The sequence below is a fragment of the Pseudarthrobacter sp. O4 genome (genome assembly GCF_050157025.1).
Taxonomy (GTDB): domain Bacteria; phylum Actinomycetota; class Actinomycetes; order Actinomycetales; family Micrococcaceae; genus Arthrobacter.
In genome coordinates, this window is record NZ_CP189591.1 from 3,971,258 (window position 1) to 3,992,092 (window position 20,835).

The 20,835-nt window shown below is 68.5% G+C and carries 18 protein-coding genes; 10 read left to right on the forward strand and 8 right to left on the reverse strand.

What is annotated here, in order from left to right:
* Window positions 1–4: 4 nt before the first annotated feature.
* Window positions 5–1,489 carry a CoA-acylating methylmalonate-semialdehyde dehydrogenase gene (locus ACQCSU_RS18365; RefSeq protein WP_426979846.1) on the forward strand — a complete coding sequence of 495 codons (1,485 nt, stop codon included), beginning with the start codon at window positions 5–7 and terminating at the stop codon, window positions 1,487–1,489.
* Between the two features lie 89 nt (window positions 1,490–1,578).
* Here ACQCSU_RS18365 and ACQCSU_RS18370 read toward each other — a convergent pair whose 3' ends face one another.
* The 3 genes from ACQCSU_RS18370 to ACQCSU_RS18380 are packed head-to-tail and all read right to left on the reverse strand — an operon-like array spanning window position 1,579 to window position 4,207.
* Complete coding sequence (locus ACQCSU_RS18370) at window positions 1,579–2,106, reverse strand: hypothetical protein (protein WP_426976670.1); 528 nt, start codon at window positions 2,104–2,106, stop codon at window positions 1,579–1,581.
* A 54-nt stretch (window positions 2,107–2,160) separates the two neighbouring features.
* Window positions 2,161–3,327: a winged helix DNA-binding domain-containing protein gene (locus tag ACQCSU_RS18375; RefSeq protein ID WP_426976671.1), complete on the reverse strand. Its 1,167-nt coding sequence runs from the start codon at window positions 3,325–3,327 to the stop codon at window positions 2,161–2,163.
* Between the two features lie 28 nt (window positions 3,328–3,355).
* Entirely contained in the window at window positions 3,356–4,207 is an 852-nt protein-coding gene (locus ACQCSU_RS18380) for an SGNH/GDSL hydrolase family protein (protein ID WP_426976672.1), read from the reverse strand.
* A gap of 106 nt (window positions 4,208–4,313) precedes the next feature.
* Here ACQCSU_RS18380 and ACQCSU_RS18385 point away from each other — a divergent pair, with 106 nt between their 5' ends.
* A complete protein-coding gene (locus ACQCSU_RS18385; RefSeq protein ID WP_426976673.1) occupies window positions 4,314–4,964 on the forward strand; it encodes an alpha/beta hydrolase in 651 nt (216 codons plus the stop codon).
* 72 nt (window positions 4,965–5,036) lie between these two features.
* Here the strand turns inward: ACQCSU_RS18385 and ACQCSU_RS18390 are convergent, their stop codons facing one another.
* Window positions 5,037–5,273 (reverse strand): RNA-binding S4 domain-containing protein, encoded by a 237-nt coding sequence (locus tag ACQCSU_RS18390; protein WP_426976674.1) that lies wholly within the window; start codon window positions 5,271–5,273, stop codon window positions 5,037–5,039.
* A 33-nt stretch (window positions 5,274–5,306) separates the two neighbouring features.
* Here ACQCSU_RS18390 and ACQCSU_RS18395 point away from each other — a divergent pair, with 33 nt between their 5' ends.
* From ACQCSU_RS18395 to ACQCSU_RS18405, 3 genes are all read left to right on the forward strand, one after another.
* Window positions 5,307–6,275 carry a DMT family transporter gene (locus ACQCSU_RS18395; RefSeq protein ID WP_426976675.1) on the forward strand — a complete coding sequence of 323 codons (969 nt, stop codon included), beginning with the start codon at window positions 5,307–5,309 and terminating at the stop codon, window positions 6,273–6,275.
* A gap of 212 nt (window positions 6,276–6,487) precedes the next feature.
* On the forward strand, window positions 6,488–7,873 hold the full coding sequence (locus ACQCSU_RS18400) for a glycine--tRNA ligase (protein WP_426976676.1): 1,386 nt from the start codon (window positions 6,488–6,490) through the stop codon (window positions 7,871–7,873).
* Between the two features lie 2 nt (window positions 7,874–7,875).
* Window positions 7,876–8,865, forward strand: coding sequence for a GNAT family N-acetyltransferase (locus tag ACQCSU_RS18405; RefSeq protein WP_426976677.1), 990 nt, complete (start codon window positions 7,876–7,878; stop codon window positions 8,863–8,865).
* 95 nt (window positions 8,866–8,960) lie between these two features.
* Here ACQCSU_RS18405 and ACQCSU_RS18410 read toward each other — a convergent pair whose 3' ends face one another.
* The 4 genes from ACQCSU_RS18410 to ACQCSU_RS18425 form a co-directional block, all read right to left on the reverse strand.
* Entirely contained in the window at window positions 8,961–10,406 is a 1,446-nt protein-coding gene (locus ACQCSU_RS18410; protein ID WP_426976678.1) for a short-chain fatty acid transporter, read from the reverse strand.
* A gap of 74 nt (window positions 10,407–10,480) precedes the next feature.
* Window positions 10,481–11,311 carry a lysophospholipid acyltransferase family protein gene (locus ACQCSU_RS18415; RefSeq protein WP_426976679.1) on the reverse strand — a complete coding sequence of 277 codons (831 nt, stop codon included), beginning with the start codon at window positions 11,309–11,311 and terminating at the stop codon, window positions 10,481–10,483.
* 2 nt (window positions 11,312–11,313) lie between these two features.
* Window positions 11,314–12,189, reverse strand: coding sequence for a DUF1295 domain-containing protein (locus ACQCSU_RS18420; protein WP_426976680.1), 876 nt, complete (start codon window positions 12,187–12,189; stop codon window positions 11,314–11,316).
* Entirely contained in the window at window positions 12,189–12,941 is a 753-nt protein-coding gene (locus ACQCSU_RS18425) for an alpha/beta hydrolase (protein WP_426979847.1), read from the reverse strand. The genes ACQCSU_RS18420 and ACQCSU_RS18425 overlap by 1 nt, the downstream gene beginning before the upstream one ends.
* A 374-nt stretch (window positions 12,942–13,315) precedes the next feature.
* Here ACQCSU_RS18425 and ACQCSU_RS18430 point away from each other — a divergent pair, with 374 nt between their 5' ends.
* From ACQCSU_RS18430 to dnaG, 5 genes are all read left to right on the forward strand, one after another.
* Window positions 13,316–14,689: an FAD-binding oxidoreductase gene (locus tag ACQCSU_RS18430; protein ID WP_426976681.1), complete on the forward strand. Its 1,374-nt coding sequence runs from the start codon at window positions 13,316–13,318 to the stop codon at window positions 14,687–14,689.
* A gap of 150 nt (window positions 14,690–14,839) precedes the next feature.
* Entirely contained in the window at window positions 14,840–16,276 is a 1,437-nt protein-coding gene (locus ACQCSU_RS18435) for a YibE/F family protein (protein ID WP_426976682.1), read from the forward strand.
* A 65-nt stretch (window positions 16,277–16,341) separates the two neighbouring features.
* A complete protein-coding gene (gene dusB / locus ACQCSU_RS18440; RefSeq protein ID WP_426976683.1) occupies window positions 16,342–17,523 on the forward strand; it encodes a tRNA dihydrouridine synthase DusB in 1,182 nt (393 codons plus the stop codon).
* Window positions 17,516–18,805 carry a deoxyguanosinetriphosphate triphosphohydrolase gene (locus ACQCSU_RS18445; protein WP_426976684.1) on the forward strand — a complete coding sequence of 430 codons (1,290 nt, stop codon included), beginning with the start codon at window positions 17,516–17,518 and terminating at the stop codon, window positions 18,803–18,805. Before dusB ends, ACQCSU_RS18445 begins: the two co-directional genes overlap by 8 nt.
* A 63-nt stretch (window positions 18,806–18,868) precedes the next feature.
* Window positions 18,869–20,809 (forward strand): DNA primase, encoded by a 1,941-nt coding sequence (gene dnaG, locus ACQCSU_RS18450; RefSeq protein WP_426976685.1) that lies wholly within the window; start codon window positions 18,869–18,871, stop codon window positions 20,807–20,809.
* The last annotated feature ends 26 nt before the right edge of the window (window positions 20,810–20,835 follow it).

A 20,835-nucleotide genomic window follows, 5' to 3' on the forward strand; every position in this document is an offset into this window, starting at 1 on the left:
CCCCATGGAACGCATTCCGCACTTCATCAACGGCGCCCTCATTTCCGACGCAGACCGCTTCGGCCCCGTCTTCAACCCGGCCACCGGCGAACAGGAAAAAGAGGTCGCTCTGGCGTCCGCCGCCCGCGTCGAGGAGGCCGTCCAGGCTGCCCGCGCGGCCTTGCCGGGCTGGCGCGCCACGAGCCTGGCCAAGCGCACCACCATCTTCTTCAAGGTCCGTGAACTGCTGATGCAGCGCCGTCCCGAGCTGGCGGCCCTGCTGACCAGCGAACATGGCAAGGTTCTCTCCGACGCCGAAGGCGAAATCACCCGCGGCCTGGAGAACATCGAATTCGCCACCGGGCTGTCCCACATGCTCAAGGGCGAGCGCTCCGAACAGGTGTCCGGCGGCGTCGACGTCCACTCGGTGCGCCAGCCGGTCGGCGTCGTTGCCTGCATCACGCCGTTCAATTTCCCCGCCATGGTGCCACTCTGGATGATCGGCAGCGCCCTGGCCTGCGGCAACACCGTGCTGCTCAAGCCGAGCGAGAAGGACCCGTCCTCCGCCCTCTTCATCGCCCAGGTCTTCGCCGAGGCCGGCCTGCCCGCCGGTGTGCTCAACGTGGTGCACGGGGACAAGGAAGCCGTGGATGTCCTGCTGGAACACCCGGACGTCAAGGCCGTCAGCTTTGTCGGCTCGACGCCGATCGCCCAGTCCATCTACAAGCGTGCCGCGGACCACGGCAAGCGCGTGCAGGCCCTGGGCGGCGCCAAGAACCACATGGTGGTCCTGCCCGACGCGGACCTGAGCATGGCCGCCGACGCCGCCGTCTCCGCCGCGTACGGTTCCGCCGGCGAGCGTTGCATGGCGGTCAGCGTGCTGGTGGCCGTCGGGAACATCGCCGATGAGCTGGTGGAGGCGATCACCACCCGGATGGCCACGCTCAAGATCGGCCCCGGCACGGACCCTGCCTCGCAGATGGGACCGCTCATCACGGCCGAGCACCGCGACAAGGTCGCCTCCTACGTGGCCGGCGCGGCCAACGAAGGGGCCACCGTGGTGGTGGACGGACGCACGCAGGAGTTCGACTCCAAGGGCTTCTTCATCGGCGTCAGCCTGATCGACAACGTCAAGCCCGGCATGAAGGTCTACGACGACGAGATCTTCGGCCCCGTGCTCTCGGTGGTCCGGGTCGAGACGTACGCCGATGCGGTTAAGCTCGTCAACGACAACGAGTTCGGCAACGGTGTGGCGATCTTCACCCGCGACGGCGGCGCCGCCCGGCAGTTCGAGTTCGACGTCGAGGCCGGCATGGTGGGCGTCAACGTGCCCATCCCGGTGCCGGTGGGAACTTTCTCCTTCGGCGGCTGGAAGAGCTCGCTCTTCGGCGACACCCACATGTACGGCCCCGAGAGCATCCGCTTCTACACCCGCGGCAAGGTGGTCACCACCCGCTGGCCGGACCCGTCCACCTCGGTGATCGACCTCGGTTTCCCGCAGGTCGACTGACACAGCCGGCCCGGCGCCGGTGCACGTACGAAGAGAGGCCCCGCAGCTGCGGGGCCTCTCTTCGTACGTGCCTGGCAGGGCGTGTGGGGCTAGCCCTTCATGATCTCCGCACGCTGGGCCATGTAATCCTCCATGGCGAGCTCACCGTTGCTGTAGCGCTGGTCCAGTTCCGCCAGCTTCCGCGCCCGGAAGCCCTGCGGGGCCGACGGCGGCGGCGGAACCGAAGGGCCCGACGGCTGCTGCTGCGCGCTATCCTGCCGTCCGGAACCCTGCTGTTCCGGCCGCGGTTGCGGCGGATTGTTCAGGTACTCGGGGCTGTCCTCGTAGGGGACGGGCGCCTGGTAGCCCTGCTGGCCCGGGAACTGCTGACCGGGGTACGGCTGGTTCGCGGGCGGCTGCGGGGCGCCCAGCTGGCCGAACCCGCCGTAGTAGTCCTGCTGTGTGTAGCCGTCCCGAGGTTGCTTGCTTTGCCCGCCGGGGAATTGGCCGAACTGTCCCGAAAATCCGCCGGGCCGGGACTGGTCCTGGTTCCGGCCGCGCACCGATTTCCTGTACAGGCGCATCGCCATCGGGACCAGGAATGATAATACGATGATCCAAAAGAACAGACTGTTCACGGTACCGCGCCTTTCAGAGGGTGTCCTTTCAGCTTAACCCCATCGCCTCCGGGGTTAGAGCCGGACGGCCGGCATCCCGAGGAAGCCGGCGTAGGCAGCCACGGCAGCCTCGATCGACTGCCCCCTGTCGGCCCCGGTGCCCGGCTGCAGACGGATATCCAGTTCGCAGCGGCCCCGGACGAAGCTGTGCCGCCACACCCCCGCGAGCCGGCCGTCGCGCAGGACGAGGTGCATGGGCTGGCCGGCCACGGGAGCGAACGGTGCGGTGCCGCCCAGGAAATGGCGCGATCTCGAGTACCCCATGACGTACTCGTCGTAGCACTGGATCAGGTCGATTCGCCCTGCCTGTCGGGTGCCAGCCTGTCCCGTGCCGGCCCCGCTGAAGTCTCCGCCGCCGGCGTCCCCGGCGTCCCCGGCGTCCCCGGCGTCCGGCGTCGGACGGGCGTAGAAGACGAGGCCGTCGATCACTGTCGGGTCGAGCGACCCCGGGGCTGCTTCCCGGGCGAGCCGCAGCCCGGCCCGGATGTCCGCCACCGTGAGCCCGGACCAGTCGGCGCAGTCCTTTTCCGTCGCCGGGCCGCGGCTGGTGAAGTAGCGGCGGACCAGCTCGGCCAGGGCCAGCGGTCGGTCCATCAGTCCGGCCCGTGCAGCGGGCACGCGTTCGTCAAAGAGGGCATACGTCTGTCTCAGCGCTCCGCCGGCGCTGCGCCCCGGCACCCCGCTGACCAGCACGCCGCTGGCTTCGGCGAACATGATCCGGTAGGCCAGCCCGAGGCCGCCGTCGGCGAACCCCGCTGTGAGGAGTGCGGCCGCGAGTTGCTCCCGGGTCTTGTGGGCGCCGCCGGCCACCGCCGCCGCCAGGACGCAGTTGCTCCGCGCGCCGTCGGCGGAGTCGATCCCGGACCGGCGGTACATCCCGGAGTTCCCTTGGTGCAGCCGGGGTGCGGAGAGCGCCAGGAGCCAGCGCAGATCGTCGCGGTGCACGAAGTGCCAGGTGGGCCGCAGGATATGGGTGCGAAGGATCGTGCCGTCAGACACCGCCTGTTCCACGTCGGCAGCCGAGGCGCCCGCGGTGCGCTGGGCCAGCGTCCAGCGCGCGTAAGGGAACTCCTGCGACTGGACAGCCAGGAGGTTCCTCACCGCCTCATCGACCGTTGCGGCGAAAGGTTCGCGCAGCTGCTGCCCGCGGAGCCGCAGCCTCACGACGTCGTCGGCGTCCATCCGTCCCGCCGGAGCTGTCCGGGCCGGCTCAGGACCGCGCTGGCTCTTCCGCGCCCGGCGGGCCTTCGCCGGAGCCCAGCGGTACCCCCGGGCCGAAAACGGGACCGGGCAGGGGGCGCTTGGCCGTGATGCCGTCGCCGGAGGAGCGGTGCCGCAGCCGGCGGACCACCCACGGCACGAAGTACTCCCGGGCCCACACGAGATCGCCCGAGCGGGCCTCCCGCCAGCTGCGTTGGGGCAGCGGCTTGGGGGAGAGCGGCTCCAGCGTGTGCTGGACGTTCAGGGAATCCAGCACCATGGCGGCGATGGTGTGGTGGCCCAGCGGGGAAAAATGCAGGCGGTCCGCGTCCCACATCCGGGGATCGTTCAATTGCCGCAATGACCACATGTCCGCGATGACGGCATCGTGCCGGGCGGCGATGGTGCGGAGGTTCTCGTTGTAGATGGCCACCTTGCTGCGGATCCGGCCCAGCACGGAGGAGCCGGTGTCCGGGCCGTTGAACAGGACCACCGTGGCCCCGCCCAGGCTCAGGATCTGCACTATCGAGTCCAGCTTTTCAGCCAGCACATCGGGGTCGCCGCCGGGCCGGATCAGATCGTTTCCGCCGGCAGACAGGGTCACCAGGTCCGGTTTGAGGGACAGGCAGTGCGCCAGCTGTTGGTCAACGATCTGCTGCAGGAGCCGGCCGCGCACGGCGAGGTTGGCATAGGCAAAGTCTTCGTGGCCGCGGCTCAGTTCCTCTGCCACGCGGTCCGCCCAGCCGCGGTGGCCGCCGGGGCTTGCCGGTTCGGGATCGCCGATGCCTTCCGTGAAGGAATCGCCCATGGCCACGTACCGGGTCCAGGGGTGGCTCAAGGCGCGTTCTGGTGGATTCTCCATGGCTTCGGATTCGCTCCGTTCATATCCTGCACTGTTCCTGCAAAGCTACGCCACCGTAGCTTATTACCGGCAGGTAACGGGAGGAGCGAACTGCAAGAATGGACCCATGACTCAAGCTGATGCCTTTCCTGCCCCCGTTGTCCTGTGGTCCAAGCCCGAGGAGGAGCGCGCTGGCAAGCCGCTCCTGGTCCTGCTGCACGGCTACGGGGCCAACGAACAGGACCTGCTGAGCCTTGCGGACATGCTTCCCGGAGAATTCACGGTGGCCTCGGTGCGGGCTCCCCTTGTCACCGGCCCCGGCTTCACCTGGTTCCCGCTGACCGCCTCCATCGACTATTCGCTCGACGCTGTCAAGGCGGCGTCGGGGTATGTGCTGGACTGGATCGACTCCGTCAAGGCCAACCACTCCTCGGTGACGCTGCTGGGATTCTCCATGGGCATGGCGATGGCCACCACGCTGCTGCGGCAGCGGCCCGCGGACTTTGCCGCCGTCGTCGGGCTGTCCGGTTTTGCGGTCAACGCCGACTCGGACCCGAGCTTCCGGGACGCCGAACTCGACGGAACCGTGCCGATGTTCTGGGGCCGCGACCAGCAGGATCCGGTGATTACTCCGGACAAGATCGAGTTCACCATGGGCTGGGTGCGCCAGCATGTCAAGCTGACCAAGGTGCTCTACACGGGGATGTGGCACGGCATCAACCAGCAGGAGGTCGGCCATGTCTCCGAGTTCCTCACGCACGAGGTGCTGAGCAGGTAGCGCGCCCGACGGCGACCCGCAGGAGCGCGCCCAGGCGCGCCGGGACGCCCGCGGCGGCTACGCGCCGGGCGCTTAAGCCCCGGCCGGGGTGGTGATCCGGACGGTCTGTCCGTTCACGGTCACGGTGTCGCCGTGGTGGAGCTGGCGGCCGCGGCGGTCCTCGATCTCACCGTTGACCTTCACGAGTCCGCTCCTGATCAGTTCCGCAGCCTCCACGCCGTCCTCCACCAGACTGGCGAGCTTCAGCAGCTGACCGAGGCGGATCATGTCGTCGCGGATGGGGATGTCTTCAATTTCCGGGTTGCTCATACAAGCAATAATGCCTGACGTAAGGTGTCACCAATGACCCACGCACCACGCCTCCCTCGCCTCGCCGGCCTGCCCTTGGCGGTGGCGGCCGGTCTGCTTATTCCGGTGCAGGGCCGGATCAACGGCGCGCTCGGCGCGGCCCTGGCGGACGGCATCGCCGCCGCCGTGGTCAGCTTCACCACGGGGCTGGTCCTGATCATCGCCATCTCGCTGGCGCTGCCCAAGGGCCGGGCGGGCCTGGCGCGGGTCCTGCCGGCCGTCCGGAACCGGGAGTTCCCGCCCTACTACGTACTGGCCGGCTGCATCGGGGCGTTCTTCGTGTTCACGCAGTCCTTCACCGTCGGCCTGCTGGGCGTCGCCCTCTTCACCGTGGCAGCCGTAACCGGACAGACGCTCAGCGGGCTGCTGGTGGATCGGATGGGGATCGGCCCTGCCGGAAAGAGGCCCATCACCGGCATCCGGGTGCTGGGCAGCATCCTGACCATCGCGGCCGTCGCCTGGGCCGTGTCGCCGCGCTTCTCCGGAGCCGAATCCGAGACCGCCCAGTTGCTGGTTCCGGTGCTGCTCCCGGTACTTGCCGGCTTCCTGATGAGCTTCCAGCAGGCGATGAACGGCACCGCGACGGTCCACTACGGCACGCCCATCACGGCCACCCTGGTGAACTTCGTCTCCGGCACGGTCCTGCTCTGGGTCGCCTGGCTGGTCAAACTCGCGGTCGCCGGCGCCGGCAACCCGCTCCCGGGGGAGTGGTGGTACTACCTCAGCGGCCCTATGGGCTGCGTCTTCATCGGGGTGGGCGCCCTGCTGGTGCGCAGCCTAGGCGTGCTGGTGACAGGACTCGGTATGATTTCCGGCCAGCTCCTGGGCTCGCTCGGCCTGGACCTTGCCTTCCCGGCACCCGGCACCGTGGTGGCACTTCCGACGGTGCTCGGAACCGTGCTGACTCTCGCCGCGATCATCCTGGCCACCCTGCCCTGGCCCCGGGGCGCCCTGAAGCGGTAGCCGTGAAGCGGGTGGCCTGAAGCGGTCGCCGTGAAGCGGGTGGCAGCCCGGTAGGCTAGGAGGCGCAGCTTCCTGCACCGCAATCCCTTGCACCACAGCTCTTTTGTTTTGCGTTTTGTTTTGCGTTTTAGTGCCCCGTCCGGCAACCAGCCGGGGTTCCGGGGCTGAGACCGCGGACCGCACCCAGCGGCCCTGTAGAAAGTGGAGTTCCCATGGCAGCAAAAACCGTCCTCGACCAGATCATTTCCCTCGCCAAGCGCCGGGGTTTCGTATTCCAGGCCGGTGAAATCTATGGTGGCTCACGTTCTGCCTGGGACTACGGGCCCCTCGGTGCCGAGCTCAAGGAAAACATCAAGCGCCAGTGGTGGCAGTCCGTGGTCCGCGGCCGCGAAGACGTGGTGGGCCTGGACTCCTCCGTCATCCTGCCCCGCCAGGTCTGGGAAGCGTCCGGCCACGTCGATGTGTTCTCCGACCCGCTGGTTGAATGCCTCTCCTGCCACAAGCGCTACCGCGCGGACCACCTCGAGGAGGAATTCGAGGAAAAGAAGGGCCGCCCCGCCGAGAACGGCCTCAAGGACATCGCCTGCGCCAACTGCGGCACCCGCGGCGAATGGACCGAGCCGCACGAGTTCTCCGGCCTGCTCAAGACCTACCTCGGCCCCGTCGCCAGCGAAGAGGGCCTGCACTACCTGCGCCCCGAGACGGCCCAGGGCATCTTCGTCAACTTCAGCAACGTGCTCACCACCTCCCGCAAGAAGCCGCCGTTCGGCATCGGCCAGATCGGCAAGTCGTTCCGCAACGAAATCACACCGGGCAACTTCATCTTCCGCACCCGCGAGTTCGAGCAGATGGAAATGGAATTCTTCGTGGAGCCCGGCACGGATGAGCAGTGGCACGAGTACTGGATGAAGGAGCGCATGTCCTGGTACACCGGCCTGGGCATCCGCGAGGAGAACCTGCGGTTCTTCGAGCACCCGCTGGACAAGCTCAGCCACTACTCCAAGGGCACCACGGACATCGAATACCGCTTCGGCTTCCAGGGCTCGGAGTGGGGCGAGCTCGAGGGCATCGCCAACCGCACCGATTTCGATCTCTCCACCCACGCCAAGGCCTCCGGCACGGACCTGAGCTACTTCAACCAGGCCACCAACGAGCGCTACACGCCGTACGTGATCGAACCCGCCGCCGGCCTGACCCGCTCCTTCATGGCGTTCATGATCGACGCGTACACCGAGGACGAGGCACCCAATGCCAAGGGCGGCGTCGACATCCGCACCGTGCTCAAGCTTGATCCGCGGCTGGCGCCGGTCAAGGCGGCCGTGCTGCCGCTGAGCCGCAACGAGGACCTGTCCCCGAAGGCCAAGGACCTCGCCGCCCAGCTGCGCAGGAACTGGAACATCGAGTTCGACGACGCCGGCGCCATCGGCCGCCGCTACCGCCGCCAGGACGAGATCGGCACGCCGTTCTGCATCACGGTGGACTTCGAGACCCTGGACGACCAGGCCGTCACCATCCGCGAACGCGACACCATGAGCCAGGAACGCGTCTCCCTGGACAAGGTGGAGGGTTACCTGGCCGCACGGCTGATCGGCGCCTGATCATGGCGATCGAATACCGTGAATGGCGCGAGGGCGACGACCTTGCCCTGTTGGAGATCTGGGGCGGCCCGGAAACCGTCCAGGCCGGGCAGTTCCGCGGCACACTGGCGCCGTCGGGCAACTCCCCGTGGCGCCGCTGCATCGTGGCCGAGGACGTCGTCGACGGCGTGGCCATCCCCGTCGCGGCGGGCGTGGTCCACGAGGCCTCGCTGCACCCGCAACGGCTCTGGGCCTACATCGAGGTGGACCGGCAGCACCGCCGGACCGGCGTCGGCTCCACGCTGCTGACCATGCTCCGGCACGAGGCCGCGCAGTCGCCGTCGGGAGTGACCCGGCTCCGCTCCAAGGTGGAGCCCGGCACCGCGGGGGCGGCCTTCGCCGAGGCGGCGGGACTGGCCCCGATCCAGCGCTCCCGGCTCGTCGTCGTGGAGCCCGGAGCGCTCAAGCTGCCGGTCTTCGGTGACGGTTCCGAGGCTGCCGCCTCCGAGCAGGTCGAGGATCTCGCCACCGGCTCGGTGGAGCTCAGCGACGTCGTAGGCCGCTACTACACGGCAGCGCACGGCTGGGACAGCCCCGGGGACCTGAGCATCGCCACGGTCCAGCGGCTGTTCCTGGACGAGCTGAGCGGAGCCCACGGCGCCATTGTGCTCCGGTCGCCGAGGGCGAGCGCCTTCGGCCAGGGCGTGCCGGCCAGCAGGAAGGGCCGGCTCGAGGCGTTCGCGATCAGCTACGCGGAGCTTGCCCCCGCCGAGGGGGAGGGCGGGGCCAGCTCCGGGCAGCCCACCGAGGTGTTCCTGGGCCATGACCCGGCGCTCTCGCTGGAAGAGGCCCGGGCCGCGGCGCGTGATCTGCTGGCGCTGATCGCGTTCCAGCATCCCGTGCTGCTGGAACTGGACGATTCGATGACCGCGGTGGGCGACGTCGTCGAACCGCTGCTGCAAAGCGGCAAGGCCCGCGTCCAGGGTGCCGAGACCCTCGTCGTCTCCGACTGACACCGCCCGCAGACCCATCTGACCCGCAGTTGTTGTCGTTTTACCGTTTTACCGGCTGGTAACGACAACAACTGCGGGTCAGTTGGGCTAAAGGACTACTGGCCGGCGGGCATCACCGGAGCGACGAAGCTGAACGTCATTCCCAGCAGCCAGACCAGCAGCAGGACCACCGGCAGATGGAAGATGAACTGCAGGAAAGTGAAGCCCACCAGGTCCCTGGCGCGCAGCCGCAGGACCGCCAGCAGCGGCAGCATAAAGAACGGGTTGACCAGGTTCGGCAAGGCCTCGGCGATGTTGTAGATCTGCACGGTCCAGCCGAGGTTCATGTTCACATCGGTGGCGGACTGCATCACGTACGGCGCCTCCACGAGCCACTTGCCGCCGCCGGACGGCACCAGGAGGCCCAGCACGGCGGTGTACAGCGCAATCACGACGGCGAACCCGCCGCTGCCGCCGATGTCCGAGAAGAACTCGGCCAGGTGCGCGGAGATGGTCATCCCGCCGTGGCCGGTGGCCTTGGTCAGGATCGCGGCCATCGCGGCGTAGAGCGGGAACTGGACCAGGATGCCGGCGGTGGCCGGGACGGCCTTGGTGACAGCCTGCAGGAAGTTCCGCGGCGTTCTGTGCAGCACCAGGCCCAGGATCAGGAAGACCAGCAGGTAGCCGTTGAGGCTGCTCACCACGGTCAGGAACGGCTTGGTCAGGAACTGCGAGACGAGCCAGCCGAGCGTCAGGATGCCCGCCAGGACGGGCAGGATCATGCTGTATTCGAGCCATTCGCCCGGGCGGGAGCGCGGCGCCGCTTCGCTGGGTTCGTCGTCGAGGTCGACGCCGAGATCCTCCGCGGTGCGGATGGCGCCGCCCTGCGGTGCGGAGAAGTGCGCGATCACGGTGGTGAGGGCCATCAGGATGGCCAGGGTGAGCAGCGACTGCCAGGTGAAGATCGTGGTGCCGAAGTCCAGGATGCCCGTGATCTTCAGCAGCGCGGGCGGCAGCGAGGCCGCGGTGGCCTGCAGCTGCGCGGCGGAGGAGGACAGCCCGAGCGCCCAGACGGCGCCGAGGCCCATGAACGAGGCCGCGCCGAGTGCGCGGTAGTCCACGGTCAGGTCCTTGCGGCGGGCAATGGCACGCGCCAGCAGGCCGCCGAAGATGAGGCTGAGGCCCCAGTTGAGGAAGGAGACGGACATCGACATCAGCGCCACAAAGCTCACGGCCGTGCGGGCCGTGGCCGGGATGAGGGCGAGACGGTTGATCAGCTTGGCCACCGGCGGGGAGGTCGCCACGACGTAGCCGGTGAGCACCACCATGGCCATCTGCAGGGTGAAGGCGGTCAGGTCCCAGAAGCCGTTGCCGAAGGAATCGGCGATCGACTGGGGTGAGGCGCCGATGGCCAGGGCGGCCAGGGCGATGATGACGACGCCGGCCAGGGCGAAGATGTAGGCGTCCGGGAACCACTTCTCGGTCCACGCCGCCATCCGTTGGGCTATTCGGGCGAGACCGCGTTCTTCGATGCCGCTTTTTGTCGGGACTGTGTTTGCCACAGAGGAGCACCTCTCCATTGAGTGCGATTTTGTACCCGATGGAGCTTAGTCAGGACGCTGCCGGGAACCTAAGCTTATCGACGGCGGCCGCGTGCGCGCCGCGGGCCCTCGGCCTCGTCCAGCCGCTGCCGCTCCTCGTCGCTGGGGGCTCCGCCGCCGAGGTCCGCCGGCATCCACCACGCGCCCGGGGCCGGGTCCAGCGGGAAGTCCGCGATGCCGGCGTCGATCCCGGCCTGCAGGACCTTCCGCAGCCTGGCCGTGGCCGCCTGGACGTCCTCAGCCGCGGCGACGAGCATGGGCTCGGCGACGTGGATGCGGACCGGGGCACACCAGGCACGGCGCGGCGAGAAGCCATGGTGGCGGGTCAGCAGGCGGTGGGATCCCCAGACGGAGACCGGGATGACCGGCACCCCGGCCTCCGCGGCCATCCGCACGGCCCCGGTCTTGCATTCACGGACCCGGAAGCTGCGGCTGACACCGGCCTCGGGCAGGATGGCGATGTACTCGCCGTCGCGGAGTTTCTGCACGGCGGCGTCGTAGGCGTGGGAGCCCGTCTCGTAGCCGACGACGACGTGCCCGGCGGCGCTGACGGCGGGTCCGGCGAACCAGTGGTCGGCCGCGCCCTGCGTAACCAGGAACCGCATCTGGGCCCTGCTGTGCCACCACAGCAGCAGTTCCGCGAAGGCGAAGTCGAGGTAGCCGAAGTGGGTGATCGCGATGACGGCGCCCCGGCCCGGGGCCGCGCGCCGGGACGAGCCCGCGGGGTATTCGGCGGGTCGCTCCGGTGCCGGGAGATTTTCCCGCCCGGTGACGATGACGCGGATCCGGAACAGCCGGTGCAACGCCAGACCTGTGCGGACGATGACGCGGTAGAAGCGGTCGTTGGGCTGGGGCCGCCAGGCCATGGTCAGTTTCCGCCTGCCCGGTGTCCGCCGGCCGGGCGTCCGCCCGACTGTTTTCTGCCCGTCGGGTGTCCGCCCGTCCCGCGCCCGTGGGGCGGCAAGGGCAGGAACCCGGAGGTGGACTCGATGTACTCCTTGTAGCCGGGACGGGCGGACATCGCCTTCTCCGTCAGCGGCTTGCCGGTCTTGCCGGCGAGCGTCCAGATCATCAGAGCGGGGGAGAGGATGGTCAGCACGCCGGGCCAGGAGTCGGCGGCGACGAGGAAGAGGCCGGCCCAGACGGCCGCGTCACCGAAGTAGTTCGGGTGGCGGGTGTAGCGCCAGAGGCCTGTGTTGAGAACTGTGCCGCGCTTGGCGGGGTCGGCCTTGAACTGTGCGAGCTGCCAGTCTCCGACTGTTTCGAAGACGAAGCCCACGATCCAGAGCAGGACCCCCAGCACGGCGAGCCAGCCGAGGCTCCCGGTGCTGAACATGCCGACCTGGACGGTGAGCGAGACGAAGAACAGCACCACGGCCTGGGGGAGGTACACGCGGCGCAGCGCGTAGTTGTCACGGGAGCCGGGGGCGGAGGAGAGCATGTCCACGTACCGCGGGTCCTCGTGGCCGCCGCGGGCGCGGAGGCCGATGTGGACGGCCAGCCGGATGCCCCAGACGGCCACGAGGGCCAGGAGCAGCAGGCGGCGGCCGCCGTCGCCGTGCCCGGCGGAAGGCAGCCAGGAGATGCCGGCCACAACGACGAAGCCGAGGCCCCAGACGGTGTCGATGACGGAGTGGCGGCTCTGGCGGACGGCAATGGCGAACGTCACGGCCAGCAGCACCACAAGCCCTGCCGCCACCCACGGCAGGCTGGCCAGAAACGCGTCGAGCGGGAAGGCCGGCATCAGAGCACCACCGGCAGGCGCGCGCCGGCGGCTGGGAGCAGGCTGCGGAAGGCCTCGGTGCTGCCAGGCATGTCGGCTCCGCTGTTGTTGCCGAACGCGTCCAGGATGAAACCGTTGGCGAGAGAGTTCCACAGGCCCACCCTGCGGATCATGAAGTGCCCCGTGCCCTTGAGGGAAACGTAGTCCACGGATTCCGCTACGCCCTCGGCCCGGCGGGCGTAGGCGAGCGAGTTGGCAGGGCTCGTCCAGCGGTCCTCGGTGCCGTGGACGATCAGCACCCGGCGTCCGGCGACGGGTTCCACCGGGGTTTTGCTGTCGAGCCACGGCGCGAGCGCCACCACGGCTTCCACCTGCGGGTCATCGGCAACACAGAGTGCGGTCAGCCCGCCCATCGAGTGGCCCAGCAGGTAGACCGGCACGCCGGGGTGCTCGCGGCTGATGTGGGACAGTGCCCAGCGCGCGTCCTGGACGGGGGACATGTCCTCCCCGTTCCAGCCGCGGTAGCGGTTCCGGAGCGTCCACACGGCCAGCCCGTGGGGGCCGCCCTGGGTCCGGAGGGCCCGGGCGAAGGGGAGCATCCGGGCCGGGCTGAGGTGCCGGGCGCGGACGGAGTCGTAGCTCTCCGAACGGCCGCCGTGCAGCACCAGGGCGACTCCCCGGGTTTCGCCGCTGGCCTCAGCGATGCTCAGCACTGCCTTCGCGTCAGTCCCGGGGCCAGCCATCCCGGCTTCGCGGTTGTCTATCTTGCGTATCGCCACGCCGGTGTCCTCCAGATCGTTCGTCCCTCAATTACCAACCATATGGCGCCGCGTCCGCAGTTCAAGGTCTGCAGCTGATCCGTTGATCGGCTGGGCCCGCCCGGGTTCCTGGGGACATGCCCATGGAACATTCGGAGCGGCGGCGCCCAACGATGGGACGGATGGATTGCCGCCGGCTGCGGGCTCCCTGCTGCGGCACCCCAGGCCCGGGCATTGGGCAGGGCCTGGATCCTATTGACGGCGCAGGGCTGGAGGAGTAGGCCTGTGCTGGTAAACCTCCGGACGCCATGCCGGCTGGGAGTGCAGATCACCGTCCGGGCCGGGTCTCATGACGAATATCCCGATACAGAAAATGAGACGGTACAGAAATGAACGGAATCAGCTTCGATAGCCTGCGCGAGCAAGTCCGCGGGCAGATCATCACGCCCGGCGACGCCGGTTACGACGCGGCGCGTGCGGTCTTCAACGGCATGATCGATAAGAGGCCGGCAGCGGTGGTCCAGGTATCCCAGGTGGCCGATGTCATCTCCTGCGTCGACTTCGCCCGGGACAACTCCCTGGACCTGGCGGTCCGCGGGGGAGGACACAGCGCCCCGGGCTTTGGCACGTGGGATGACGCCTTGGTCATCGACTTCGTAAACACCACCGGGGTCCGGGTCGATCCCGCAGCCGCGACGGCGCGCGCGGAGGCCGGTGCGACGTGGGCCGATTTCAACCACGCGACCCATGCCTTCGGGCTGGCAACTCCTGGCGGCATTGTCGGCTCGACCGGCATCGCCGGGCTGACCCTCGGCGGCGGCATCGGCTACCTGAGCCGCAAGTATGGGCTCAGCTGCGACAACCTCCTCTCGGCCGACGTCGTCACGGCCGAGGGAAAGTTCCTTACCGCCAGCGAAAGCGAGAACGAGGACCTGTTCTGGGCGCTGCGCGGCGGCGGCGGGAACTTCGGCGTCGTGACGTCATTTGAATACCGGCTGCACCCCGTGGACATGGTCCACGCCGGCATCATCATTTACCCCATCGAGCATGCGGAGACGGTGGCAACGTTTTACCGGAACTACATGGCCACCGCCCCTGAAGAGTTTGGGGCGTTCCTGGGCTTCCATCAGGGCCCTCCAGTTCCGTTCCTGCCCGAGCAGTGGCATGGCAAACCCGTGTGCGTCATCGTCGGCATGTGGACGGGCGATCTGGCGGAAGGTCCGGCACGCTGGCAACCGTTCCTGGACGCCGCGCCGGCGGCGGGCTCCATGGTGGGGCCAATGCCTTACCCCGCCTTGAACACGGCTTTCGACCCGCTGCAGCCCCCCGGCATGCAGGCCTACTGGAAAGCGGATTTTCTGGCGGAGCTCAACGACGGCGCCATCGCTGCGCACATCGAACACGGCAGCAAAGTCCCCAGCGTGCAAACCGCGGTACACATCTACCCCATCGATGGTGCTGTCCAGCGGGTGGGCGCCACGGACACGGCGTTCGCCAACCGGAACGTGAAGTTTTCGCCCGTAATCGCGGCGCAGTGGCTGGACCCCGCGGAAAACGAGGCAAACATCGCCTGGGTGCGGGACTACGCGGCCGCGCTGCGGCCCTACTCGGCTCCCGGCGGCTACATCAACTTCATGGACGGAGATGATCTGCCCAGGATCGCGGAGAACTACGGGGAGAACTACAAGCGACTGAGGGAGGTCAAAGCTAAGTACGATCCGCAGAACCTCTTCCACGTCAACCAGAACATCCCGCCCGCGTAACGTCCGGCGCGCCCCGCGCCCCGCGCGTCGCCGTCGCCGTCCGGTGTCGTCCGTCCGGCGCCGTCGCCCTCGGTGTCGTCCGTCCGGCGTCAACCGTCCGGAGGGGCCTCGCCAACCCCGTAAAGTTTCCGGCATGAGGTTGAACTGCTGATGGGCGCCGGACATTCACATGCGCACACGGGACATGCGGAGCCGACGCCCCAGGCGCGCGCCGCGCGGAAAAAGGCGAACTGGATCCTGGCCGCCGTCCTGATCCCGCTGACCCTGCTGACGCTCGCGGCGATGGTCATGCTGTGGCCCTCGGGCAGCAAAGAGGGCATCAAGCTGGCCAGCCCCTATGCGGCGGCGCCCGGCGTCACCTTTGACACCGGGAAAATCCAGCGTGTCGTCACCGGCAGCTGTACGGAGCGTGCCCAGCCCGGCGGCGATGCTGCCGGCCAGGCTCCGCAGCAGGGCGCGGAGTGCACCTTCGCCTTCACCGAGCCGGACAAGGGCGGCAACCCCGTCAAGGTGGTTATCAACCCCGACGTCGCCAAGTCCCATGGCGTCAAGGTCGGGGACAACATCCGCTATTTGAATCTTTCCAAAGCCCAGGGTGCCGCCGAAGCCCAGGGCACACCGGCCTACGTCTTCGTCGACTTCGTCCGGACGCTGCCCATCATCTTCCTGGCCGTGCTCTACGCCGTCGTCGTTATCGCGGTGGCTCGCTGGCGCGGCCTGCGGGCGTTGATCGGGCTGGTCGGGGCCTACGGGGTACTCGTGGCCTTCATGCTCCCCGGACTCGTGGAAGGCAAACCGCCGCTGTTGCTGGCGCTGGTGGGATCGACCGTGATCATGATCGGCGTGCTCTACTTCGCCCATGGCTTCTCCGCGCGGACCTCGACGGCGCTGCTCGGCACCATGTTCGGGCTAGGCATCACCGCACTGCTGGCGGCCTGGGCCACCGACGCCGCGAACCTCGCCGGGGTGGGCAGCCACGACGCCGCCACGCTCACGAACATTTCGGACAACATCTCGATCTCCGGCATCATCCTCTGCGGGCTCATCATCTCCGGCCTCGGCGTCCTCAACGACGTCACCATCACGCAGTCCTCTGCGGTGTGGGAGCTATGGGAGCTCGCCCCGGAAACGTCCGCCCGGCAGCTGTTCGCCTCGGCCATGCGGATCGGCCGGGACCACATCGCCTCCACCGTCTACACCATCGCCTTCGCCTACGCCGGTGCGGCACTGCCGGTCCTGATCCTGGTGATGCTCTACGAGCGGCCGCTCGGCGACGCCCTCACCAGCGCCGAACTCTCCGAGGAAGTGATCCGCACCCTCGTCGGCTCCGTCGGGCTGGTCCTGGCGATCCCGGTCACCACGATCATCGCGGTGCTGGTGGTCAAGGCCACCGGTATCCGGGGCGCCGCCAAGGTTCCCGACGCCGTCGGACGGGAGGCGGACGACGCCGTCGACCGGTCTGGCGACGTCAGGGACCGCATCGTTCTCGACCAGCGCACGTCCGCCGCCGGACCGGACGCAGACGATGGCGTCGTGGAACCAGCCCCCGAATCGCGCCGCGGGCGCCGGGCGGCCGCACGGGGCTGACCGCCGCGTATCCACATAGCCGGCCCGGATCCCGCCGATTTGCCCGGCTTTGAGACAATGATCTGGTGACTGTTGTAGCAACGACTCCCGCCCCCAAGCTGGAACTCCCGCCCCTGAAGCTCGGGCCCATCACGGTGGACACCCCCGTGATCCTGGCCCCCATGGCGGGCATCACCAACTCCGCCTTCCGCAGGCTCTGCCGTGAATACGGCGGAGGCCTCTACGTGGCGGAGATGGTCACCTCCCGCGCCCTCGTGGAGCGCACGCCCGAATCGCTGCGCATCATTTCGCACGACGACGACGAGAAAGTCCGCTCCGTCCAGCTTTACGGCGTGGACCCGGTGACCGTCGGCCAGGCCGTCCGGATGCTCGTCGAGGAGGACCGCGCGGACCACATCGACCTGAATTTCGGCTGCCCCGTCCCGAAGGTGACCCGGCGCGGCGGCGGATCGGCGCTCCCGTGGAAGATCGACCTGTTCACCTCGATCGTCCGGACCGCTGTGAAGGAAGCCTCCAAAGGCAACGTCCCGCTGACCATCAAGATGCGCAAAGGCATCGACGATGACCACCTCACTTACCTGGATGCCGGTCGGATCGCCCGGGATTCCGGGGTCGCCGCTGTTGCGCTGCACGGCCGTACCGCCGCACAGTTCTACTCCGGCCAGGCCGACTGGTCCGCGATCGCCCGGCTGCGCGAGGCCCTGCCGGACATCCCGGTGCTCGGCAACGGCGACATCTGGTCCGCGGAAGACGCAATCCGCATGGTCCGCGAAACCGGCGTCGACGGCGTTGTGGTGGGCCGCGGCTGCCAGGGGCGCCCGTGGCTGTTCGGCGACCTCATGGCCGCCTTCGAGGGAAGCGACGAGCGCCACAAGCCGGCCCTGCGTCAGGTGGCGGAAGGCGTGTACCGCCATGCTGAGCTGATGGTCGAAACCTTCGGCAACGATGAAGGCAAGGCGCTCCGCGAGATCCGCAAGCACATGGCGTGGTACTTCAAGGGCTACGTGGTCGGCAGTGAACTGCGGACCAAACTGGCGATGGTGACCAGTCTTGAGGTGCTGCGCGAAACGCTGGACCAGCTGGACCTTGATTCGCCGTACCCCGGGGTTGACGCCGAGGGCCCGCGCGGCCGCGCCGGCTCGCCCAAAAAGCCTGCCCTGCCCAAGGACTGGCTGCTGGACCGCAACATGGACGCCGAGCAGTCGCGCGAGATCTGCCACGCGGAACTGGACGTGTCCGGTGGCTGAAACCAGGACCACCGCCCCGGTGCTGGACGGCTACATTGCCCGCGACACCGCCCGCTGGGTGGAGGAGCCTGCCAAGAGCACCTACCGCTCCGACTTCGAACGTGACCGCGCCCGCGTCCTGCACTCCTCGGCGCTGCGCCGGCTCGGGGCCAAGACCCAGGTCGTGGCACCGGACACCGACGACTTCGTCCGCACCCGGCTCACCCACAGCCTCGAAGTGGCGCAGGTGGGCCGCGAACTCGGCCGGGCGCTGGGCTGCGACCCCGACGTCGTGGACACCGCCTGCCTCAGCCATGACCTTGGCCACCCGCCGTTCGGCCACAACGGCGAATCCGCCCTGAACGAGGTGGCCCATGCCATCGGCGGCTTCGAAGGCAATGCCCAGACCCTGCGGCTGCTGACCAGGCTGGAACCCAAGGTGCTGGCTCCGGACGGGCGCCCCGCCGGGCTGAACCTGACCCGGGCAAGCCTCGATGCCGCCGCCAAGTACCCGTGGTCCGCCGAGAACGCCCCCGTCATCCACGGCCAGCGGACCAGCAAGTTCGGCGCCTACGAGGACGACCTGCCGATCTTCGACTGGATCCGCGAGGAGGCCCCCGGACGCCGCTCCTGCCTTGAGGCGCAGGTGATGGACCTCGCGGACGATATCTCCTACTCCGTGCACGACGTCGAGGACGCGATCGTAGCCGGCCATTTCCAGCTGAGCTGGATGGACAACCCGGACCACCGCGCCCGGGTGGTTGGCTACGCCAAGCAGTGGTACCTGCCGCACAACGATCCCGCCGCGATCGACGCCGCACTGGCCCGCTTGGAGGCCACGAGCGTCTGGGTGCGCGAGGCTGACGGCAGCCGCAAGTCGATGGCCGCCCTCAAGGACATGACCAGCCAGCTCATCGGCCGCTTCTGCCAGAGTGCATTGGAGACCACGCGCGCCGTTTACGGACCGGAGAACCTGACCCGCTACAACGCGGAACTCATCGTCCCCGATGGGACTGTGATGGAAATCGCCGTGATGAAGGGCCTGGCCACCACTTTCGTGATGACCACCGAGCACCGGCAGCCCATCTACGAGCGCCAGCGCGAGGTCCTGCACGCCCTCGTCACGGCGCTGAGCGCCACCGGAGACCGCCACCTGGAGCCGATGTTCGCCGCCGACTGGCGCGACGCTGAGGACGACGGCGCACGGCTGCGCGTCGTGATCGACCAGGTCGCGTCGCTGACCGACGGTTCCGCGCTGGCCACGTACGAGCGGCTCGTCGGCAGTCTGCCGTCACTGTGGTGACTGCCGGGTGACGGGCGCCATAGCCGGCCCTTCGGCGTCGTGCCCGGGTATTAGGATGGCATTGTGGCTGGCCTGATCAAGCGTGAAGATATCGACGAGGTACGCCAGCGCACCGACATCAAGGAAGTCGTTGACGGCTACGTGACCCTCAAGGGCGCGGGTCTCGGTTCCTTCAAGGGTCTGTGCCCCTTCCACGATGAGCGCTCGCCCTCGTTCACCGTCCGCCCGCAGGTGGGCAGGTACCACTGCTTCGGCTGCGGCGAGGACGGCGACGCCATCTCCTTCGTGCAGAAACTGGACCACACCTCCTTCCACGAGGCCGTCGAAAAACTGGCTGCCCGGATCGGCTTCGAACTCCGGTACGAGGACGGCGGCTCGGGCCCCAACCGCGAGGACACCGGCCGGCGCCAGCGGCTGCTGGACGCCCACAAGGTTGCCGACGAGTTCTTCCGCGCCCAGCTGCTGACGCCCGGCGCCACCGAGGGGCGCAACTTCCTGCATGGCCGCGGGTTCGACCGCGGCGCCGCCGAACAGTTCGGCGTCGGCTACGCCCCGCAGGGCTGGGACTCGCTGCTCAAGCACCTCCGGGGACGGGGTTACACGGATTCCGAGCTCAAGTTGACGGGCATGTTCTCTGAAGGCGGCCGGGGGATCTACGACCGCTTCCGTGGCCGGCTGATCTGGCCCATCCGGGACATCGCCGGGGACACGATCGGCTTCGGGGCCCGCAAGCTCTATGAGGACGACCAGGGCCCCAAGTACCTCAACACCCCCGAGACCGCGCTCTACAAGAAGTCCCAGGTCCTCTACGGGATCGACCTCGCCAAGCGAAACATCGCCAAGGAACGCCAGCTCGTTGTGGTGGAGGGCTACACCGACGTGATGGCGTGCCACCTCGCCGGGATTACGACGGCGGTGGCCACCTGCGGTACAGCCTTCGGCACCGAGCACATCAAGATCGCCCGACGACTGCTGTCCGACGACGGCAGCGGGGGAGAGGTCATTTTCACCTTCGACGGCGACGCCGCCGGCCAGAAGGCCGCGCTGCGGGCCTTCGAAGAGGACCAGCGCTTCGTGGCGCAGACCTACGTTGCCGTGGAACCCAACGGCGCCGACCCCTGCGAGCTGCGCCAGTCCAAGGGCGACTCCGCCGTCCGGGACCTGATCGGCACCCGCCGCCCGCTCTTTGAATTCGCCATCCGCGCCACCCTGAAACGGCACAACCTGGACACAGTGGAGGGCCGGATCGGCGCCTTGCGGGAATCCGCGCCGGTGGTGGCCCAGATCCGCGACGCCGGCATCCGCCCGGCCTATGCCCGCGAACTGGCCGGCTGGCTGGGCATGCCGGTGGAGGAGGTCAGCCGTGCCGTCGGAGCGGCGGCCAAGCGTGCCACCCAGGGGCCATCCGGCGGGTCCGGGCACAGGGGACCGGGCCAGGGGTATGCTCCGGCTGCTGGCGGCGGAGCTCCGGCGCGGTCCGCTCCGGGTGTGGCGCCCTTGCCGCCGTCGGCCGTCCTTCCGTCTTTCAACCGGCCGGACCCGCGCGATCCGGTGGCCGCCATGGAGCGTCAGGCGCTTGAGGTCGCCCTGCAGGAGCCCGCGATGCTGGAGGGGGAGACCTGGCAGCGTTTCTCCGAGGCACGGTTCTCGACGCCGGCGTATCTGGCCATCCATGAGGCCATCCGGGCGACCGGTCTGGCCTTTACCGGGGATCCTCTGCGCTGGGTGGAAGGGCTGCTGCAGGAAGTCCCCGAGCCGCTGCGGCCGCTCGTGTCCGAACTCGCCGTCGTGCCCCTGCCGGCCAGCACGGCAGAAGGCGTGCAGCGGTACTGCAAGGACATCCTGGCGCGCCTGTTTGAGCTGCAGATCACCCGGGTCAAGGCGGACAAAATGGGCCAACTGCAGCGCCTGGACGCCTCGGCGGATCCTGAAGACTTCCAGCGGCTGAACCGTGAGCTCATGCAGTTGGAGGTGCAGCGGAGGTCGTTGCGCTCGGATGCCTGATTGTCCCGCCGTGTTGTCCCTCCGGG

What these genes read in the sequence shown, in the direction of transcription:
- ACQCSU_RS18365 (WP_426979846.1), top strand. Translation starts at nt 5, where the DNA reads ATGGAACGCATTCCGCACTTCATCAACGGCGCCCTCATTTCCGACGCA.
- ACQCSU_RS18375 (WP_426976671.1), bottom strand. Translation starts at nt 3,327, where the DNA reads ATGGACGCCGACGACGTCGTGAGGCTGCGGCTCCGCGGGCAGCAGCTG.
- ACQCSU_RS18380 (WP_426976672.1), bottom strand. Translation starts at nt 4,207, where the DNA reads ATGGAGAATCCACCAGAACGCGCCTTGAGCCACCCCTGGACCCGGTAC.
- ACQCSU_RS18385 (WP_426976673.1), top strand. Translation starts at nt 4,314, where the DNA reads ATGACTCAAGCTGATGCCTTTCCTGCCCCCGTTGTCCTGTGGTCCAAG.
- ACQCSU_RS18390 (WP_426976674.1), bottom strand. Translation starts at nt 5,273, where the DNA reads ATGAGCAACCCGGAAATTGAAGACATCCCCATCCGCGACGACATGATC.
- ACQCSU_RS18395 (WP_426976675.1), top strand. Translation starts at nt 5,307, where the DNA reads ATGACCCACGCACCACGCCTCCCTCGCCTCGCCGGCCTGCCCTTGGCG.
- ACQCSU_RS18400 (WP_426976676.1), top strand. Translation starts at nt 6,488, where the DNA reads ATGGCAGCAAAAACCGTCCTCGACCAGATCATTTCCCTCGCCAAGCGC.
- ACQCSU_RS18405 (WP_426976677.1), top strand. Translation starts at nt 7,876, where the DNA reads ATGGCGATCGAATACCGTGAATGGCGCGAGGGCGACGACCTTGCCCTG.
- ACQCSU_RS18415 (WP_426976679.1), bottom strand. Translation starts at nt 11,311, where the DNA reads ATGGCCTGGCGGCCCCAGCCCAACGACCGCTTCTACCGCGTCATCGTC.
- ACQCSU_RS18420 (WP_426976680.1), bottom strand. Translation starts at nt 12,189, where the DNA reads ATGCCGGCCTTCCCGCTCGACGCGTTTCTGGCCAGCCTGCCGTGGGTG.
- ACQCSU_RS18430 (WP_426976681.1), top strand. Translation starts at nt 13,316, where the DNA reads ATGAACGGAATCAGCTTCGATAGCCTGCGCGAGCAAGTCCGCGGGCAG.
- ACQCSU_RS18435 (WP_426976682.1), top strand. Translation starts at nt 14,840, where the DNA reads ATGGGCGCCGGACATTCACATGCGCACACGGGACATGCGGAGCCGACG.